This window comes from Cupriavidus sp. SW-Y-13 (assembly GCF_009793345.1).
Lineage (GTDB): Bacteria > Pseudomonadota > Gammaproteobacteria > Burkholderiales > Burkholderiaceae > Cupriavidus.
On the sequence record NZ_WHLX01000001.1, the window covers coordinates 163,738 to 181,725 of the forward strand.

Sequence of the window (17,988 nt, forward strand, 5' to 3'; positions counted from 1 at the left end):
AGGGGCGGGGGAGAGGGCCAGCGCTTCTGCTTGCCGATAGTGGCAGCTTGCACCGCCATGCCCTCTCCCCCAACCCCTCTCCCGCCATGCGGGAGAGGGGAGCAAACAAGCGGAAACGCGAGTTAAAACTGCGTCCGCATCCCCACTCTCACACTCCGGCCCGGCAGCGGCGCGATATCCCGCAAGATCGACGTCGCGCTGCGCGCTTCCGTGTTCGTGAGGTTATCCCCGCGCACATAGAACAGCGTTTCCGTACCCGACAGTTTCATCTTGTACGTCAGCGCGACACCGAGCATCGTGTACGCATCGCTCGGCGTGTCGCCAGCGGGTACGCGGCTCTGGCGCGCGTTCCAGTCCACGTTGATGCGTGCGCCCCAGCGGCCAGCGCCATAGACCAGCGAGCCACCGAGACGTAGCGGCGACAGACGCGGCAGCGGTTCGCCGTTGCTGCGGTTCTCGCCGTGGACGTAATCCGCGCGCGCTTCGAAGTCGAGCGTGTCGCTGGTGGTCAGCATCTTGTTCAGCAGGCGCGTCTTGCCGTCGGCTTCAAAACCATACAGCGTGGCCGGCACGCCAAGGTATTGGTAAGCCGGCAGTGCACCGTCAGCGCCACCGGCTACGACATTGCCTTCCTCGTCGCGGAAGCCACCGGTGTTGACCAGTGCGAGATAGTTCTGGAATCGGCTGTAGTAGCCCGACACGCTGCCGCTATGATTGCCCTGCTTGAAACGCATGCCGAGGTCGATCGAAGTTGCGCGTTCCTTGCTCGCGTTTGGATCGCCGGTTTCATACGAGCCAGTGGCCAGGTGCGGGCCGTTCGCGTACAGTTCGTAGAACGTGGGCGCGCGCTCGGTATAGGACAGGTTCGACGTGACCGTCCAGACCGGGTTGAGTTTGTAGAGCAGGCCGGCCGACGCACTGCCGGCGTTGAAGCTGCGCTCGGCATCGCTGAAACGGTCGTTCCCGTTGGCGCTCGCTTTCACGCGGCTGTGATCGAGGCGACCGCCGAAGTTCAGCTTCAGATCGCCCGACGAGATCAGCGGCAGTTCCTCGAAGACGAAGAATGCGGCGTTGTCCGTGGCGGTGGTCGGTACGAACGCTTCCTCGCCCAGCGCCGAGAAATCGGTGTGACCGAACTGCGTGCCGATCACACCGGTCATGTTGCCGATCTTGCCGTGCGTGGCTTCCAGTCGGGCATCCCAGCCGTGATTCTTGAACGTGGTGCCGGTCTCGCCGCCCTCGATCTCGCGGTGCTCGTAGTCGGTGTAGCTGAACTTGCCCTTGACGGACTGGATGATGCCGTTGGTGCTGCCGCCCAGGTTACGGGCTTCGCCTTCCAGTGCAAAACGGTCCTGGCGCATCTTGATGCGTGCGTCTTCCTCGGCCGGTGTGCCGTAGTCGTTGCGATACGTGGACCAGTTCGCGCCCACGAAGCCATCGGCCCATGTGTACGAGCCGCCCAGCGATCCGCCTTCCTGGTGCGCGTTGGTGTTCGGGATTTTTCCGTACGCCTCGCTCTCGCCTTCGGGCAGCGGCTGCGTGGCACGCTGCGTGCCACTGCGTGCATAACCGGGGATGCGCAGGTCGCTGGTCTGGCGCACGAACGCGTCGGCATGCACCGCAAACTTGCCGTTGCCGGCTTCGATCATGCCGCTGGCGTTGCGGCCCTTGTCGCCGCCTATCGTGCCGCTGAAATCAGTTGCGCCAGACACCCCAGTGATGGGATCGCGCGGGATGCGGTTGTCGATCACGTTGACCACACCGCCCACGGCATTGCCGCCGTACATCAGCGCGGCGGGCCCGCGCACCACTTCGATCTTCTCGGCGATCAGCGGGTCGATGGGCACCGCGTGATCGTAGGACAGCGTGGAGGCATCGAGCGTGGAGCCGCCGTTCTGCAGCACCTTGATGCGGTCGCCGTCGAGACCGCGAATGATCGGGCGGCTGGCGTTGGGGCCAAAGTACGACGAGGTCACACCGGGCAGGCTGTTCAGCGTTTCGCCCAGCGTGCTGCCCTGGCGCACGGTCAGTGCATCGCCGCCGAGCGTGGAGACGGGCGCGACCATGTCGTTCAGGTCGCTGCCGAGCGGATTGGCGGTGACCACCACTTCCTTCAGCGTTTGCGGAGTGGCGTCCTGCGCGATGGCGGCGGAGGAAAGACCAGTGGCGATCAGGGCGGCAAGTGCCGCCAGCGGGGTGCGGCGCACCGCCGGAATACGGTTGGAGTTCGAGTACATGGCTCGCGATTCGAATTCGAGTGGGCGGGCATGCGGCGCGGCTCAAGGCGCAGCATGCCCGGTCAGGCAGACGCGAGGGCGCGTGGCAGTGCGCCACGACCCAGGCGATCAGACGAATGCGAATGCGGATGGAGGCGCGCGGGAGTGGAATGGACGCGCGGCCGGCAGATCGGGCCAGCGCCACGCCAGGTTTGCCGGCTTGACCGGCTTGCCGAAGGCGAGATCGGGCAGCGTGAAAATGCCGAAGAGGGTGTCAGCCATTGTCGCACCGTCGAACAGCACGCACGAGTGGAGACCGAGTTTCAGGAACGAGGCGCCGTGATGGGCGCCATGGCTTGCATCCGCAGCCGTCACGAGACTGACTTGCGGCAAGGCCGGAAAACCGCCGTGCACCACGCGGTGCACCAGACCCGCATGCTGCGCGAGCAACAGGCAGGCCACGAGCCACAGCGCTGGCCAGAAGCCAACGCCGCGTGCCCGCCAGCGCGAGAGAAGCGGAACGTCAGTGCGCATGCCCGCAGCCACAAGGGCCGTCGCCATGATCGTGATCGTGCGCATGGTCGTGATCATGATCGTGACCTTCGTGGTCATGGTCATGCACGTCGTCGAACGCGTCACCCCAGTCCGGGAACGGATCGGGATAGGTGGCCCAGGTTTCCGGGCCGGCTGCCATCTCCTCGTCCGTCAGCAGGCACGCATCGAGCCGCGCGAGCAGCGCGTCGGAATCGAGGTCGATGCCGGTCAGCACCAGCTCCTGGCGGCGGTCACCGTACTCGGCGGGCAGGCCGTCTTCGAGCAGGTCGGCCTCGATGGCCGCGCGTGCCATTCCTTCGGACGGCCATTCCTCGGCGTCGATGGCGGCCCACCACGCACCGGCAGCACCGGGACGGCAGACACCGCCAGCCTGGCTCCAGTCGCCGGCGATATCCATGCGGCTGGCCAGCCAGAACAATCCGTGCGAACGCAGCACGTCGCCATGCTCGCGCATCCACTCGGTATGGATCAGGTCGGCGAAGCGCTGTGGGTGGAAAGGACGGCGACGACGGTAGAGCAGGGTGGAGACCCCCGCAGCGGCAGGCACGGCATCACCTTGCAACGCGGCTTGCCAGCCTGCGGCATTCGGCGTGGCATCGATATCGAACCGGCCCGTGCCCAGCACTCGCTCGGCGGCCACATTGCCATGGCTGGCATCGACGATATCGGCGCGCGGATTGAGCGCGTGCAGCACCACATGCAGGCGGCCCAACTGGCCCGCATCGACAAGGTCGATCTTGTTGACGACGATGACGTCGCAGATTTCGATCTGGTCGATCAATACATCCACAACGGTGCGGTCGTCGTCGGCGTCGGCCAGCCCGCGTGCGGAGAGAAAGTCTGCGTCGTGGAAGTCCTGCAGGAAGCGGCTGGCATCGACGACTGTTACCAGTGTGTCGAGATGCACCACGCCGGGTGCCTGCCCACCGTGCTGGTCTTCGAACGCGAAGGCATCGGCAATGCCGAGCGGCTCGTCGGTGGCGGTGGCCTCGATCACCACATGATCGTGCTGGCCGGCCTGCGCCAGCTTCTCCACCTCGGCCAGCAGGTCGCCCTGGCTGTCCACCACGGCCATGCGCGCGCCATGCTGCGACGCGAGGTGATGCAGCACGGTGGTCTTGCCGGCGCCGGTGAATCCGGACAACACGGTGACGGGCAGGCGAGCGGCCATGTGATGGGATCTGTAACTGTTATTGCAACAAGGTTGCGACTGTAGCAGAAAGCCGGCCCCTGTAACAGGTCGGGCTCACAGCTAATGGTAGTGCGCCCGCGTGACGGCAAGGCGGCTGGAAGCGGGGTTTGCCGCAAAAAACAAAAACGGCCCGGCAAGGCCGGGCCGCATGGCCAGCATTCGATGCGCCGAGCGGCGGATCAGTCGCCGAACAGCTTCTGGCGCAGTTCGCGGCGCTGCTGGGCTTCCAGCGACAGCGTGGCGGTGGGACGGGCCAGCAGACGCGGCACGCCGATCGGCTCGCCGGTTTCCTCGCACCAGCCGTAGTCACCGGAGTCGATACGCTGCAGCGACTGTTCCACCTTCTTCAGCAGCTTGCGCTCACGGTCGCGCGTGCGCAGTTCGAGGGCGTGTTCTTCCTCGATCGTGGCACGGTCGGCCGGGTCCGGCACGATGACCGTTTCGCGCAGGTGCTCCGTCGTCTGGTCCGCATTCTTGAGGATATCGTCGCGAAGCTGCTGAAGGCGATTCTTGAAAAAGGCGAGTTGCGCCTCGTTCATGTAGTCCTTGTCGCTCATCTTCAGGATTTCAGCTTCAGTCAGAATTTTGTTGCTGCTCATGGTACCTGCTGATTCTCTTGTTGATGCGACCGGCGGTGTCTTCGTCCGCTCGGGTGCAGTGGCCGTCCGCTTGCGCGGTGCGGCTGTTTCACTCTGGCTGGCTGCAGTCTTGCTGCTTCGCGTGCCTCCCTTGGCCTCGCCCGCTTCGGCGTGCGCCGTACTGCCGCGGGGAGCTGGCGTCGCCTTTACAGGCTGCGCCTTGAGCGTCTCCGTCGCAGCGGTAACTGTCTTGCTGCGGCTTTCCTTGCTTTTTGTTGCGGCTGTCATGGGGCACCTCTCTCTACGCGTCGAAGAGTGACGGCGCGTATGCGAGGAACCCCAGGCGGAGGGCGGTCTCCGCACTAAAGCCCTGCGACCGCGCCTGCTGGCGGCCCTTGCCTCGTGCTGACGACGCCTGCCGCCCTGCGAATACCGGCAACGCCCAGAGGTGCGCCGCCCGTATCAAATCCGGCCTATTGTACTTGAACAAATTTCTTCGAGATATGGGAGAAAGACTGACAAGAGACAGGAGTTTTCCCCATATTCCACCCATCTGGAGGGTGTCGGGCGCAGAAAGCGGGGGAGGCCGCCCGCCGGCCAGGGTGGCGGCGGGGGCATATGACGCATCGGGCAGACCGGCCGTTGCCCGGTCAACCAGCGATGGACTGGACGGGAATCAGGCGAGGCAGGCGGTCAGGCCCTTGAGGATGGCGTCGCGCGGCAAGTCCACGCCGATGAATACCATGCGCGTACCGGGCGTCTCGTTCTCCCATTTGGCGCCGATGTCGCTGCCCATCAGTTGGTGGACGCCCTGGAACACCACCTTGCGGTCCACCCCTTCCATATAGAGCACGCCCTTGTAGCGCAGCAGCTTCTCGCCGTACACCGACAGGATGCCTGACAGGAATTCCTCCAGCTTGCCGTAGTGGAACGGCTTGTCGCTACGGAAGACGAACGAGGCGATGCGGTCCGTGTGGTGGTGGTGGTGATGGTGGTCGTGCGCATGACCATGCCCGTGATCGTGGCCGTGGTCATGGGAGTGATCGTGACCGCAATCGGGGGCGCACTCCTCGCCGTGCGCATGATCGTGCCCATGGTCATGGTCGTGCTCGTCGGTACGCAGGAACTCGGGATCGATCTCGAGCTTTTCGTTGAGGTTGAAGCCGCGCAGGTCGAAGATCGTGTCGATCGGTGCCTCGCCGAAGTTGGCGGTGCGGATCGGCGCACGGGCGTTCATGTGCTTCAGACGGTGGCGCAGGTCGTCCACCTCTGCGGCGCTGACCAGATCGGACTTCGTGATGAAGATCGAATCCGCAAAGCCCACCTGGCGTTGCGCTTCTTCCTGCTTGTCGAGCTGGATGTTGCCGTGCTTGGCATCCACCAGCGTGATCACGGCGTCCAGCAGGTAGCGCGATGCAATTTCCTCGTCCATGAAGAAGGTCTGCGCCACAGGACCCGGATTGGCCACACCGGTGGTCTCGATTACCACGCGGTCGAAATCGAGCTTGCCTTCGTCGCGCTGGGTGACCAGATCCGACAGGGCCTGCACGAGGTCGCCACGGATCGTGCAGCAGATGCAGCCATTGCTCATCTGCACGATCTGTTCGCGGCCATCCTGCACGAGGATCTCGTTGTCGATATTTTCTTCGCCGAACTCGTTCTCGATCACGGCGATCTTCATGCCGTGCTGTTCGTTCAGGATGCGCTTGAGCAGCGTGGTCTTGCCGCTACCGAGGAAGCCGGTCAGGATCGTGACCGGAATGAGCTTGGACATGTCGTTGGACTCCGAGGGAGATCGTTGGGCCGGCGTCTGGCCGGCATGTTATTCAGTGTTCGGTGTTACTGCCCGCCGGCATCGCGCACCCTTCCGCATTCGGCACATACGCCGTTGACGGTCAGTTCCACGTGCTCCACGGCAAAGCCGCTGGGCACCCTGGGCGCTACGGACTTGCCCGCCGATTCGAGACAGAAGGTGCGGTCACAGCGCGTGCAATGAAAGTGGCTGTGCTGCCGATGCACCTGTGCGCGGGCTGCCTCGTGCTCCACCAGCGTGAAACGGAAGACGCGGTCGCGGCCAGCGCGCTTCTGTGCCATGCCCTGATCGACGAGCCAGTCGAGTACGCGATACACGGTCACGCGATCCACGTCGCCATCGGGCGGCAGGCGGTCGATCACGGCCTGGTGCGTCAGCGGCTCGTCGGCATCGATCAGGCAAGCCAGGATCGCCACGCGGGGCTGGGTCACACGGGCGCCCAGATGCCGCAGCCGCGCCTGGGCAGCTTGCGCGGCATCGACATCGGTATCGGGTTCCGCCTCGGCAGGCAGCGTCTTGGCGCGCGTGGAAGCGGGTTCGGAGGTGGTGCGGGTCATGCCGGAGATTTAACCATAGCGCCCATCGAGTTGCAATTCAGTTGCACAAGCAAGGTCTTTCCGGAGGGCGTTGCGCACCCGTTCGGGTGAGTGTCCGAGGAAGTCTTCGGTTCCCTCGGATATGTCCGTTTCTCGCGGGTTAGCCCCTATACCTCGCGCTTGTTCGCGGTTGCTAACATCCACCTCCGGCTCCGCCTGTCGGCGGGGTTTGCAGCCGCTTACCACCCATACATCGTGCCGATGGTCACCCCGTGTTTTCCGATATGGATCGACGGGGCCGGTGCTCGCGAAACGCGGGATTTCCGGCGGCGCGGGCGGCGCTGGAACGGGTTACAGAGGGAACAGGAGAGACGCAAATGAAACGAGTTGCAATCAAATTTGCAGCCGCGCTGGTTGTGGCCGGCGTGGGTGCCTTCACGGGAGCCCAGGCTCAGGAATTTCCGGGCAGCAAGCCGGTTCAGGCCGTGGTGCCGTTCGCGGCCGGTGGCCCCACAGACAAGGTGTCGCGTGAACTCACGGCGATCATGTCCAAGCACCTGGGCACCACGATCGTGATCGAAAACCTCGGCGGTGCTGGCGGCACCATCGGCGCCAAGAAAGTGGCGCAGGCGAAGAACGACGGTTACACGATCCTGATCCACCATATCGGCATGTCCACTGCGCCGGCCCTCTATCGCAACCTGGGCTTCGATCCGCTGAAGGATTTCGAGATGGTCGGTGAAGTGGCCGACGTGCCGATGATCATGGTGGGCAACAAGCAAATGCCGCCCGCCAACTTCAAGGACCTGATCCCGTACATCAAGGCCAACGCCGCCAAGCTGTCGCTGGCCAACGCCGGTATCGGCTCGGCCTCGCACCTGTGCGGCCTGCTGTTCCAGAGCGCGATCCAGACCGAGCTGACCACCGTGCCGTACAAGGGCACGGCGCCGGCACTGACCGACATCCTGGGCGGTCAGGTCAACCTGATGTGCGACCAGACCACGAACATCGCCGGCCAGCTGAAGGCAGGCGCGCTGAAGCCTTACGCGGCCATGCAGTCGCGTCGCGTGGAAGCGTTCAAGGACATCCCGACCGCAGCCGAACAGGGCATGCCGGGCGTGGAAGTCAAGATCTGGCACGCCATGTACGCCCCGAAGGGCACGCCGAAGCCGGTCATCGACAAGCTCTCGGCCGCGCTGCAGAAGTCGGTGACGGACCCGACGTTCCGCGCCAAGATGGCGGAACTGGGTGCGGAAGCCGTGCCGGCGCAACGCGCCACGCCGGATTCGCTGCGCACGTTCCTGGCATCGGAAATCAACAAGTGGACGCCGGTGATCAAGAAGGCTGGCGTGTACGCCGACTGATCGGACTGTCGCAATATGAAGAAAAGGCCACGCGCGATGCGTGGCTTTTTTTATTTTTGTCCGTGAGCCGTTGCCTATAGTGGGAAAGCTGCCGTCCGAGGGGACGCCGGAAAAATCTTCCCTTGAAAGCGGGCCATGCGGCGCCACCTACGCCGCTGACACCTCTCACGCAAAGGCACCATGGAACAGTATCACGGCACCACCATCGTCAGCGTCCGGCGCGGCAACCAGGTCGCGCTTGGCGGTGACGGCCAGGTCACGCTCGGCAATATCGTGATGAAGGGTACGGCCCGCAAGGTCCGTCGCATCTACAACGGCAAGGTGCTGGTGGGGTTTGCCGGCAGCACGGCCGACGCATTCTCGCTGCTGGACCGCTTCGAGGCGAAGCTCGAAAAGTACCAGGGCAATCTGACCCGCGCCGCGGTGGATCTCGCCAAGGACTGGCGCTCGGATCGCGCGCTGCGCCGCCTGGAGGCGATGCTGATCACCGCCGACAAGGACACCACGCTGGTCATCACCGGCAATGGCGATGTGCTGGACCCGGAAGGCGGCATCGCGGCCATCGGGTCGGGTGGCGCGTACGCGCAATCGGCTGCCAAGGCGCTGGTGGAGAACACCGAGCTCTCGCCGAAGGACGTGGTCGAGAAGGCGCTGACCATCGCCGGCGAACTCTGCATCTACACGAATACCAACTTCGTCATCGAAACCATCGACTGACCGACGCTGAACGGAACCCCATGTCGCAAACCATGACCCCGTCGGAAATCGTTTCCGAACTCGACAAGCACATCATCGGCCAGAACAAGGCCAAGAAGGCCGTGGCCGTGGCGCTGCGCAACCGCTGGCGCCGCCAGCAGGTGGCAGACCCGCTGCGCCAGGAAATCACGCCGAAGAACATCCTCATGATCGGCCCCACGGGTGTGGGCAAGACCGAGATCGCGCGCCGCCTGGCCAAGCTGGCCGATGCGCCGTTCATCAAGATCGAGGCCACCAAGTTCACGGAAGTGGGCTACGTGGGCCGCGACGTGGACACCATCGTGCGCGACCTGGCCGAGATGGCCGTCAAGCAGACGCGCGAATCGGAAATGAAGAAGGTGCGCGCCAAGGCCGAGGACGCTGCCGAGGATCGCCTGCTCGACGTGCTGCTGCCGCCGCCGCGCGATATCGGCTTCCAGCAGCATGAGGACAAGGATTCGAACACGCGCCAGGTATTCCGCAAGAAGCTGCGCCAGGGCGAACTCGACGACAAGGACATCGAGCTGGAAGTGGCCGCTGCCATGCCGGGCATGGACATCATGGGGCCGCCGGGCATGGAAGACATGACCGAGCAGATCCGCACGATGTTCGCGGGCATGGGCCAGGGCAAGAAGGCGCGCCGCAAGATGAAGGTCAAGGAAGCGTTCAAGCTGCTGATCGACGAGGAGGCCGCCAAGCTGCTGAACGAGGAAGAGCTCAAGCACAAGGCGATTGCCAACGTCGAGCAGAACGGCATCGTGTTCCTGGACGAGATCGACAAGATTGCCAGCCGCAGCGATGTGGGTGGCGGCGAGGTGTCGCGCCAGGGCGTGCAGCGCGATCTGCTGCCGCTGGTGGAAGGCACCACGGTCAACACGAAGTACGGGATGATCAAGACGGACCACATCCTGTTCATCGCATCGGGCGCGTTCCATTTGTCGAAGCCGAGCGACCTGATTCCCGAACTGCAGGGCCGTTTCCCGATTCGCGTGGAACTGGACTCGCTGTCGGTGCAGGACTTCGAGGCCATCCTCACGCAGACGGACGCCAGCCTGACCAAGCAGTACCAGGCGCTGCTGAAGACCGAAGAGGTGGAACTGCAGTTCGCCGAAGACGGTATCCGCCGCTTGGCCGAGATCGCGTTCTCGGTGAACGAAAAGGTCGAGAACATCGGCGCACGCCGGCTGTACACGGTGATGGAGCGCCTGCTCGAAGACCTGTCGTTCCACGCGACGAAATCGTCGGGCGAGACCATTACTGTTGATGCGGCTTATGTCGAGGAACGTCTCGGCGATCTGGCGGGGAATGAAGATCTGTCGCGCTACGTGCTGTGATGGAGCGTTGATCGCTTGATGCAAAAAAGCCGGACGTTGTCCGGCTTTTTTGTTTTTGCGATGTCGCTTTCGATCCTGTTGGTTGTCTCCCCTCTCCCGCGTGCGGGAGAGGGGAGACAGACGGAGGCGGGAGAGGGTGTTGTCCCCCGTGTTTCATCAGCCCTTACACCCGTAAGCATTGGTAAAGCCTCTGGCGCGGGCGTGACCGCGAATGAGACCCTTCCGCACCTTCCACAAAACAGATTAACGGGAGTGAGCCAATGTCACGCATGGAATCGCGTACACCTTTCTTCAAGAGCAGCAACCGCGTGCGCAAGCGTCGCGTGGCGATGGCCGTGGGCGGCGTGGTGGCTGCCATCACGGCGGCGACGGTGTTTCTCTGCATCCGTCCCGATACCCCCGCTCATGCCAGCACGAAGCCGGCAAAGCAGGTAGCCACCCAGGCCGCGATCGCCGCTGAAGCCATGGCCTCCGGCGCGCTGGTCACACTGGCGGATCGCCATGCCCGCGATGCCGTGCGTATCGCCGAGGCATCGGACGACGATCTCGGCTGGGACTACGTCCAGCTTCGCCTGTAATCCATCGTCATCAGACGATCAGCGCGAGACTGGCCGCTTGCCGAGCTTGCGTTGCAGCGTGCGCCGATGCATATTCAGCGCGCGCGCCGTGGCGGAGATATTGCCGCCGTGCTCCGTGAGCACGCGTTGAATATGCTCCCACTCCAGCCGTGCCACCGATAGCGGCACCGGCTCTTCCAACGCGGCTTCCGCCGCATCCTCGGACACGCCTGCCATCAGCGCGGTCAGGATCGAATCCACATTGGCCGGCTTGGCCAGGTATTCATCGGCACCTTGCTTCACTGCGGCCACGGCCGTGGCGATGCTCGCATAGCCGGTCAGCACCAGGATGCGCGCGTCGGGCAGTGCATGCCGTAGCGGTCCCACCAGATGCAGTCCCGACTCTGCCGGTGCAGTGCCACCCGTATCAGGCGGCGGGCCGAGATGCAGGTCGAGCGTGACGTAGGCGAATGGCGTTTTCGTGGCTAGCGCCAGCGCACTGGCGCTGTTGTGCGCCACCTGCACCGCATAGCCGCGGCGCGTCAGCGCGCGTGCCAGCGTGCCGGAGAAGACCTCGTCGTCATCGACCACAAGAAAGGGGGTGGCATCGGCAGGCGCCGGGGCGTCGATCATCAAGGTTGGAAGGCGTTGGGGTTGAAGGTCTGGCGGCGCGTGGCATCGCCGATAGGCAGCCGCAGTTCGGTCACGGTGCCGCCGGCAGGATTGTCGAGCCATGCGAGTTGTCCACCCAGTTGGCGCGCGGCGCTTTGCGCCAGATACAGGCCGATACCCTGTCCGCCGAGCGTGCTGGCAACGGGACGCTCGCCCAGCTGGCTGCGCAGCGCGGGCGCGATGCCGCTGCCGTGATCGGTCACGCGCAGCAGCAGGGCATCGCCTTCCTGCGCGATTGCCAGCGCCAGCGGCGGCCCGCCTCGTGCGTCGTCGCCATGTTCGCCCTGCTGGCTGCGCGCGGCGTTGTCCAGCACGATGGTCAGGATCTGCGCCACGCGCGCGGTATCCACGGCCTGCATGCCGGCGTCGGGCGAGAGTTCGGCTTGCAGACTGGCTTGCGGATGGCGCAACTGCCAGCGCTCCACGAACGACGTCAGCCAGGCATCGATGCGTTGCGGCGCCAGCGTCTGGTGATCGGCACGCAGCCGGGCCAGGATGGAGCGGCACAGTTCGAGTTGCTGTTCCATCGTTTGCAGGTCGGGCAGGTAATCGGCAATCGCGGTCCTGCCGCGCGCGGTGTCGGCGGCGTCGCCACGCAGTTCGCCGGCGATCACGGCGAGCGTGGCCAGCGGCGTACCGATCTCGTGCGCCACGGCAGCGGCCTGGTCGTTGAGCGCTTCCACGCGCGCCTCGCGCAACAGCAGTTCGCGGGCGTCGTTGAGTTGCGCGTCACGCTGCCGCAGCACGTTGGACAGGCGTGCCACGAAGATCGCGATCATCACCGCGCTGGCCACGAAGTTGAGCCACATCCCCGCCAGGTGATAGTTCACGGCGTTGTCGGGATTGTGCAGATGCAGCGGCACGTAATCGAGCAGCAGCAGGGAGTAGCAGGTCAGCGCATAGCCGGCCAGCAGCGCCACCAGCCGCCACGGCAGGATGGCCGCAGCGATGGCCAGCCCCGGCAAGTAGAACGACACGAAGGGATTGGTGGCGCCGCCCGTATAGAACAGGATGGCCGACAACGCGGTCAGGTCCACCAGCATCTGCACCATGAGTTCCGGATCGCCCGGCATGGTGTTGCGCCGGGTGTGCCAGCGCAGGCGCGCCACCGTATAGAGGTTGAACGCGGCCTGGACCGCGAACAGGAACAGCAGCGGCTGGAAGGGCAGGTGGATGCCGGCCACGGATTCGCACAGGGCCAGCAGCAGCGCCTGCCCGGCCAGCAATGCCCAGCGCAGCCAGCACAGCCGGCGCATGCTCACCAGGCTGTGACGGGGCGCTGGCATGCCCGGCATGCCAGGGGGAGTGGCGAAGGCTGGCGGAGGCGGCGGGGGCAGGTCGATCGAGGCTTGCATGGCGCGAGTGTAGCAATGCTGGGCGGGGTTGCCTGCCGTGCGACACCGTGCCGCATTCGGGCGTCGCGCCGGCCCGCACGCGGCGCGCGACATCATGATAATGTCCGCCTTCCGGCCTGTTCCGACCTCTTGGGCCAACCCAACCAACCTGTCAGTTTCGTGGAGATGTTCCGTATGCAAGCCAGAATCCGCGCCCTGCGCGCCGCCTCGATCGTCACCCTTGGGGTGGCCGGCCTGCTGACCAGCGCCCAGGCCATGGCCCAGGTCGATGTCAGCGACGCCTGGGTGCGCGGCACCGTACCGGCGCAGACGGCGTCGGGCGCCTTCATGACGATTCATGCGCATCAGGGCGCGAAGCTGGTCGGCGTGTCTTCGCCGCTGGGCAGCGCCGAGTTGCACGAGATGAAGATGGACAACAACGTGATGCGCATGCGTCCGATCGAGTCGCTGGACCTGCCGAAGATGCAGAACGTACAGCTCAAGCCGGGCGGCTATCACGTCATGCTCATGGGCCTGAAGCAGCAACTCAAGGCCGGCGATTCGGTGCCCATCACGCTGAAGATCGAGCAGAACGGCAAGGTGACGGAGCAGACGGTCAAGGCGCAGGTGCGCGACGTAGCGGCCCCGGCGCAGTCCGGCGGCCAGATGGACCACAAGCACTGAGCGGCAACGGCACCAAACGAAAAGGGGAGCAGACGCTCCCCTTTTTCATCCCCGCAGGCTGATTGCTGCGGTGTCTTCCTCTGTTTCCGTGGCGGCGGTGGCCGCCTGCTGCACGCGTTCGCGCAGCCACGTGTGCCCCGGATCGGCATCGGCCTTTTCCGGCCAGATCATGCTGTAGGTGAAGCCGGGAATCGTGAAGGGCGCCTCGAAGATCGCCAGCCGCTCGTCGGCCAGCGCCTCCAGCGTGCGCCGCGCGGCAGTCAGGACCATGTTGGTGCCGACGATCAGCCCCGGTGCCACGCTCCACTGCTGCACCACGCAGGCAATCTTGCGTCGCCCGCCCAGTCGCGTGACAGCGGCGTCGATGGCCTCGCCGCGTTCCGTGGGACCGGTGACCAGCACATGGGAGCGCGCGAGGTAGGCCACGTGGTCCAGGCGTCCGGTGTCGCGTACGGTGGCGGCATCGACGGCGCAGGCGAAGTCGTCGTTGAACAGCGCGGCGGTGCGCACGCCCTCGGGTTCGAAGGAGAACGCACCCAGCGCGATATCGAGTTCGCCGTCGGCAATCTGCCCCGTCATCGATTCGCGGCTCGACTGCGTGACCACGAGGTCGATGTTCGGCGCGGCCTTGCGCACCGTGCGCAGCAGGCGCGGCAGCACCACCAGCGCGCCGTAGTCGGACATCGCCAGCCGGAACGTGCGACGTGCCGTGGCCGGCTGGAAGCCGCCGGGGCCCAGCAGGATGCGCACCTGCGCCAATGCCTCGGCCAGCGGACCGGCAAGCTCGTGGGCGCGCGGGGTGAGCACCAGCCCACCCTGGCCACGCACCAACAACGGATCGTCCAATAGCTGCCGCAGCCGCGCCAGCGAGTGGCTGACGGCAGGCTGGCTCAGCTGCAACCGCAGCGCGGCGCGCGAGATATGGCGTTCCGCCAGCAGCGCTTCCAGCACTACCAGCAGGTTCAGATCGATTCCGCGTAGGCTATTCATGCCGCGAATGTTAAACCGGAAATCGTCGCTTTTGTCATTCGCAACGTGCAAATCACCGGTAAACAACAAAAATTTTGGACGGGATTCAGAAGTGTCTCAATCTGGTGCGGATTCCCGACGCTGTTTGAGACAGTCCGGACACAGGCAATGCTGGTTGGCCACGATCTGGCGGGAGGGCAGCAGCGGCTGGCTGGCGCACCAGCATTCGGGCAGTCCGGCCACGAAACCGCAGACGAACGGGGCTCCGCATGCACTGCAGCGTTCCACCGGGCGCAGTTGTCCAGTCAGGATCGTCGACGGATCGGTCATGGTCTGAAAGCGTTGTTGCAAAGCAGCGATTGCAATGCTGCCGCCGGTTTCTTGTAAAATCGGCGCCTGCCGTGGCCGGATGGTGCCTGCGGGGCACATCGTCCCGCTGTGGCCCTTGTGCCCGGCCGGTAGCCGCAACGCCGGCCTAGCCCGTATCGCCTACCAGGCGGACGGTTAATCATGATACCTGCTCCACATCACACGGAATGTCCGAAGCCATGAACGCTGACAATCCTGGGCCTGCCGCCACCACGGTTGCGGCCATCGCCCCCGCCCTCAAGGCCGAGATCCTCGCCGAGGCACTGCCTTACATCCGCAAGTTCCACGGCAAGACCATTGTGGTCAAGTACGGCGGCAATGCGATGACCGAGGAAAAGCTCAAGCACGGGTTCGCGCGCGACGTGATCCTGCTCAAGCTCGTGGGTATGAACCCGGTGGTGGTCCATGGCGGCGGTCCGCAGATCGACGAGGCGCTGAAGAAGGTCGGCAAGGTCGGCACCTTCATCCAGGGCATGCGCGTTACCGACGAAGAGACCATGGAAGTCGTGGAATGGGTGCTCGGCGGTGAAGTCCAGCAGGACATCGTCATGCTGATCAACCAGTACGGCGGCCAGGCCGTGGGCCTGACGGGCAAGGATGGCGGGCTGATCCGCGCCAAGCGCCTGCAGATGCCGGACCGCGAGAACCCGGGCACGTTCATCGATATCGGCTTCGTGGGCGATATCGAGGCCATCAACCCGGCCGTGGTCAAGGCGCTGCAGGACGACGCGTTCATCCCTGTCATCTCGCCGATCGGCTTCTCCGATGACGGCCAGGCCTACAACATCAACGCCGATGTGGTGGCGGGCAAGATGGCCGAGATCCTGAAGGCCGAGAAGCTCGTCATGATGACGAACATCCCGGGTGTGATGGACAAGAAGGGCAATCTGCTGACCGACCTGTCCGCGCGCGAGATCGAGGAACTGTTTGCCGATGGCACGATCTCGGGCGGCATGCTGCCCAAGATCTCGTCCGCACTGGATGCCGCCAAGAGCGGCGTTCACTCGGTTCACATCGTCGACGGCCGCATCGAACACTCGCTGCTGCTGGAAATCCTGACCGAACAGGCGTTCGGCACGATGATCCGCTCGCACTGAGTGCGCCACCGGGAGGCCCGCGCGGGCTTCCCGCTCCGCTTCCTGTCTCCCCTTGCATTCTCACAATCCAGGCGTGTTCATCCACCAGCCCTCCCGGCGACGGGGCAAGGCGCGCACGCGCGCGTGGCTCGACACGTCCGCGCACCGTCCGCGCCGGCATCTGCGGCGCGATGTCGCCGGTGACACGTCGGGTAGCACGGTCTGGCTGTTCGACCTCGACAATACGCTGCATGACGCCTCGCACGCCATCTTTCCGGCCATCAACGGGCTGATGACGGCATACGTGGCGCGTGTGCTGGGCTGCGACCTGGCCGAGGCCAGCCGACTGCGCGTGGACTACTGGCGACGCTATGGCGCCACGCTGCTCGGCATGATCCGCCACCATCAGGTGGACCCGGCTGATTTCCTGCGTGCCGCCCACGAGTTTCCGGACCTGGCAGACATGGTGCGCGTGCGGCGTGGCCTGGCGACGGCGTTGCGCCGGTTGCCCGGCCGCAAGATCCTGGTCACCAACGCGCCGCGCGACTATGCGCATGCGGTGATGGCTCTGGCGGGCATCGACCGCTGTTTCGAGCGCGTGGTGGCCATCGAGGACATGTGGGTCCACGGCCATCTGGGTCCGAAGCCGGACCGGCGCATGCTGCTGCGCCTGCTGGCGCAGGCGGGCGTGGCCGCGCATCGCGCGGTGCTGGTGGAGGACACGCTGTCGCACCTCAAGCACTATGCCGGCATGGGCATTCGCACGGCATGGGTCACCGGGTTCCTGCGGACGGTCTCGCCGTCGCGTCCGCATCCCATGGGGCCAGCGGCGGATGGCACGGCGCGCGACGCCGCCACGCGCCAGACCCTGGCCGCCGAAGATCGCCAGCACGCGGGACACGCGGCGCAGGAGCACGCCGTGACGCTTGTGGCGGCGGAAAGCCAGGACCCGGGCACCCCGGCGATAGCCCGGGCTGCGGCAACGGCGCCACAGACCGAGGCCGGCGCGGTGCCGGCAACGCGTGCGCGACTGGTCAATCGCCCGCGCTATGTGGACATAAAAGTACAATCGATGCATCAACTCCTAAAACAAAAGCGGAGAATCGGGTCATGACGCAAACCATCGCTCGACAGGCCGAGGCCCCAGTGCCTCCTGTCACATCGGTCGCCGATCCGGACGCGCCGGCGCGCAAGCGTCCGCGTCCCGGCGAACGCCGCATCCAGATCCTGCAGACGCTGGCTGGCATGCTCGAGCATCCGCGCGGGGAAAAGATCACCACGGCGGCGCTGGCCGCCAAGCTGTCGGTTTCCGAGGCCGCGCTGTATCGCCATTTCGCGAGCAAGGCGCAGATGTTCGAAGGGCTGATCGGCTTCATCGAGCAGACCGTGTTCGGGCTGATCAACCAGATCACCACGCAGGAAGAGCACGGCCTGCGCCAGTTGCAGGCCATCGTGCGCATGCTGCTGACGTTTGCCGAGAAGAATCCCGGCATGACGCGCGTGCTGACCGGCGAGGCGCTGGTGGGCGAGCACGAGCGCCTGCAGGAGCGCATCAACCAGATGGTGGACCGCATCGAGGCATCGCTGCGCCAGTGCCTGAAGGTGGCCGTCTCGCAGGCCGCGTTTCCGGCCGATGCGGACGTGTCCGGGCGCGTGGCGCTGATCATGGCCGCTGTGCAAGGCCACTGGCACCGCTACGCGAAGAGCGGCTTCCGCAAGCTGCCGGCTGAAAGCATCGACGCGCAACTGCGCGTGCTGCTGGGGTGAAAACCGTGCAGGGCGCAGGGTCGTGAGCACGGCCCGCGCTTTGCACTATAATGTGCGGGTCGCGCCGATTTGATGACTGGCTTGCGGGCGCGCGGCAGCCTGGGGAGTGTCCCCGGGACGCCAATATAAATGCGGCTAAAGAGGTTGGGTCGGTGCCTCGCGAATGACGTGTGACAGATGATGTCGATGTCGTCCACGCTCCAGCACCGGCACGCGGGACACCGCGAAAAGCCCGAC

The 17,988-nt window shown here is 65.1% G+C and carries 18 protein-coding genes; 8 read left to right on the forward strand and 10 right to left on the reverse strand.

Annotated elements, in window-relative coordinates:
* Positions 1–122: 122 nt before the first annotated feature.
* The 6 genes from GA566_RS00750 to GA566_RS00775 all read right to left on the reverse strand — a co-directional run bounded on the left by GA566_RS00750 (position 123) and on the right by GA566_RS00775 (position 6,911).
* The gene (locus tag GA566_RS00750) at positions 123–2,237 is read right to left on the reverse strand and encodes a TonB-dependent receptor (protein ID WP_137923580.1); all 2,115 of its coding nucleotides are present in this window, start codon (positions 2,235–2,237) and stop codon (positions 123–125) included.
* A gap of 108 nt (positions 2,238–2,345) precedes the next feature.
* A complete protein-coding gene (locus tag GA566_RS00755; protein WP_237379996.1) occupies positions 2,346–2,807 on the reverse strand; it encodes a hypothetical protein in 462 nt (153 codons plus the stop codon).
* Positions 2,740–3,942 (reverse strand): GTP-binding protein, encoded by a 1,203-nt coding sequence (locus tag GA566_RS00760; protein ID WP_160471209.1) that lies wholly within the window; start codon positions 3,940–3,942, stop codon positions 2,740–2,742. Before GA566_RS00760 ends, GA566_RS00755 begins: the two co-directional genes overlap by 68 nt.
* A gap of 200 nt (positions 3,943–4,142) precedes the next feature.
* Complete coding sequence (gene dksA, locus GA566_RS33160) at positions 4,143–4,829, reverse strand: RNA polymerase-binding protein DksA (RefSeq protein WP_237379999.1); 687 nt, start codon at positions 4,827–4,829, stop codon at positions 4,143–4,145.
* A 388-nt stretch (positions 4,830–5,217) separates the two neighbouring features.
* The gene (locus GA566_RS00770) at positions 5,218–6,315 is read right to left on the reverse strand and encodes a GTP-binding protein (RefSeq protein ID WP_160471210.1); all 1,098 of its coding nucleotides are present in this window, start codon (positions 6,313–6,315) and stop codon (positions 5,218–5,220) included.
* Between the two features lie 65 nt (positions 6,316–6,380).
* Positions 6,381–6,911, reverse strand: a complete 531-nt coding sequence (locus GA566_RS00775) for a Fur family transcriptional regulator (protein ID WP_137923576.1) — start codon at positions 6,909–6,911, stop codon at positions 6,381–6,383.
* Positions 6,912–7,267: 356 nt separating this feature from the next.
* On the opposite strand from GA566_RS00775, the gene GA566_RS00780 reads away from it, so the two are divergent.
* The 4 genes from GA566_RS00780 (at position 7,268) to GA566_RS00795 (ending at position 10,901) form a co-directional block, all read left to right on the forward strand.
* Entirely contained in the window at positions 7,268–8,254 is a 987-nt protein-coding gene (locus GA566_RS00780) for a tripartite tricarboxylate transporter substrate-binding protein (RefSeq protein ID WP_137923575.1), read from the forward strand.
* 180 nt (positions 8,255–8,434) lie between these two features.
* The gene (gene hslV, locus GA566_RS00785) at positions 8,435–8,971 is read left to right on the forward strand and encodes an ATP-dependent protease subunit HslV (protein ID WP_066735031.1); all 537 of its coding nucleotides are present in this window, start codon (positions 8,435–8,437) and stop codon (positions 8,969–8,971) included.
* Between the two features lie 20 nt (positions 8,972–8,991).
* A complete protein-coding gene (hslU, locus tag GA566_RS00790) occupies positions 8,992–10,323 on the forward strand; it encodes an ATP-dependent protease ATPase subunit HslU (protein WP_137923574.1) in 1,332 nt (443 codons plus the stop codon).
* Between the two features lie 260 nt (positions 10,324–10,583).
* Entirely contained in the window at positions 10,584–10,901 is a 318-nt protein-coding gene (locus GA566_RS00795; RefSeq protein WP_137923573.1) for a hypothetical protein, read from the forward strand.
* Between the two features lie 18 nt (positions 10,902–10,919).
* Here the strand turns inward: GA566_RS00795 and GA566_RS00800 are convergent, their stop codons facing one another.
* Entirely contained in the window at positions 10,920–11,513 is a 594-nt protein-coding gene (locus tag GA566_RS00800) for a response regulator transcription factor (protein ID WP_137923572.1), read from the reverse strand.
* Positions 11,513–12,838: an ATP-binding protein gene (locus GA566_RS00805; RefSeq protein ID WP_237380001.1), complete on the reverse strand. Its 1,326-nt coding sequence runs from the start codon at positions 12,836–12,838 to the stop codon at positions 11,513–11,515. Before GA566_RS00805 ends, GA566_RS00800 begins: the two co-directional genes overlap by 1 nt.
* Positions 12,839–13,081: 243 nt before the next feature.
* On the opposite strand from GA566_RS00805, the gene GA566_RS00810 reads away from it, so the two are divergent.
* Positions 13,082–13,570 carry a copper chaperone PCu(A)C gene (locus GA566_RS00810; protein ID WP_160471212.1) on the forward strand — a complete coding sequence of 163 codons (489 nt, stop codon included), beginning with the start codon at positions 13,082–13,084 and terminating at the stop codon, positions 13,568–13,570.
* 45 nt (positions 13,571–13,615) lie between these two features.
* Here GA566_RS00810 and GA566_RS00815 read toward each other — a convergent pair whose 3' ends face one another.
* Together GA566_RS00815 and GA566_RS00820 are read right to left on the reverse strand one after the other, a co-directional pair.
* On the reverse strand, positions 13,616–14,560 hold the full coding sequence (locus tag GA566_RS00815; RefSeq protein ID WP_137923570.1) for a LysR family transcriptional regulator: 945 nt from the start codon (positions 14,558–14,560) through the stop codon (positions 13,616–13,618).
* A 96-nt stretch (positions 14,561–14,656) separates the two neighbouring features.
* On the reverse strand, positions 14,657–14,869 hold the full coding sequence (locus tag GA566_RS00820) for a cysteine-rich CWC family protein (protein ID WP_137923569.1): 213 nt from the start codon (positions 14,867–14,869) through the stop codon (positions 14,657–14,659).
* Positions 14,870–15,087: 218 nt separating this feature from the next.
* On the opposite strand from GA566_RS00820, the gene argB reads away from it, so the two are divergent.
* The 3 genes from argB to slmA all read left to right on the forward strand — a co-directional run bounded on the left by argB (position 15,088) and on the right by slmA (position 17,751).
* The gene (gene argB / locus GA566_RS00825) at positions 15,088–16,005 is read left to right on the forward strand and encodes an acetylglutamate kinase (protein ID WP_130392044.1); all 918 of its coding nucleotides are present in this window, start codon (positions 15,088–15,090) and stop codon (positions 16,003–16,005) included.
* A 73-nt stretch (positions 16,006–16,078) separates the two neighbouring features.
* On the forward strand, positions 16,079–17,098 hold the full coding sequence (locus GA566_RS00830; protein ID WP_137923568.1) for a pyrimidine 5'-nucleotidase: 1,020 nt from the start codon (positions 16,079–16,081) through the stop codon (positions 17,096–17,098).
* The gene (gene slmA, locus GA566_RS00835) at positions 17,095–17,751 is read left to right on the forward strand and encodes a nucleoid occlusion factor SlmA (RefSeq protein ID WP_137923567.1); all 657 of its coding nucleotides are present in this window, start codon (positions 17,095–17,097) and stop codon (positions 17,749–17,751) included. Before GA566_RS00830 ends, slmA begins: the two co-directional genes overlap by 4 nt.
* Positions 17,752–17,988 lie beyond the last annotated feature (237 nt).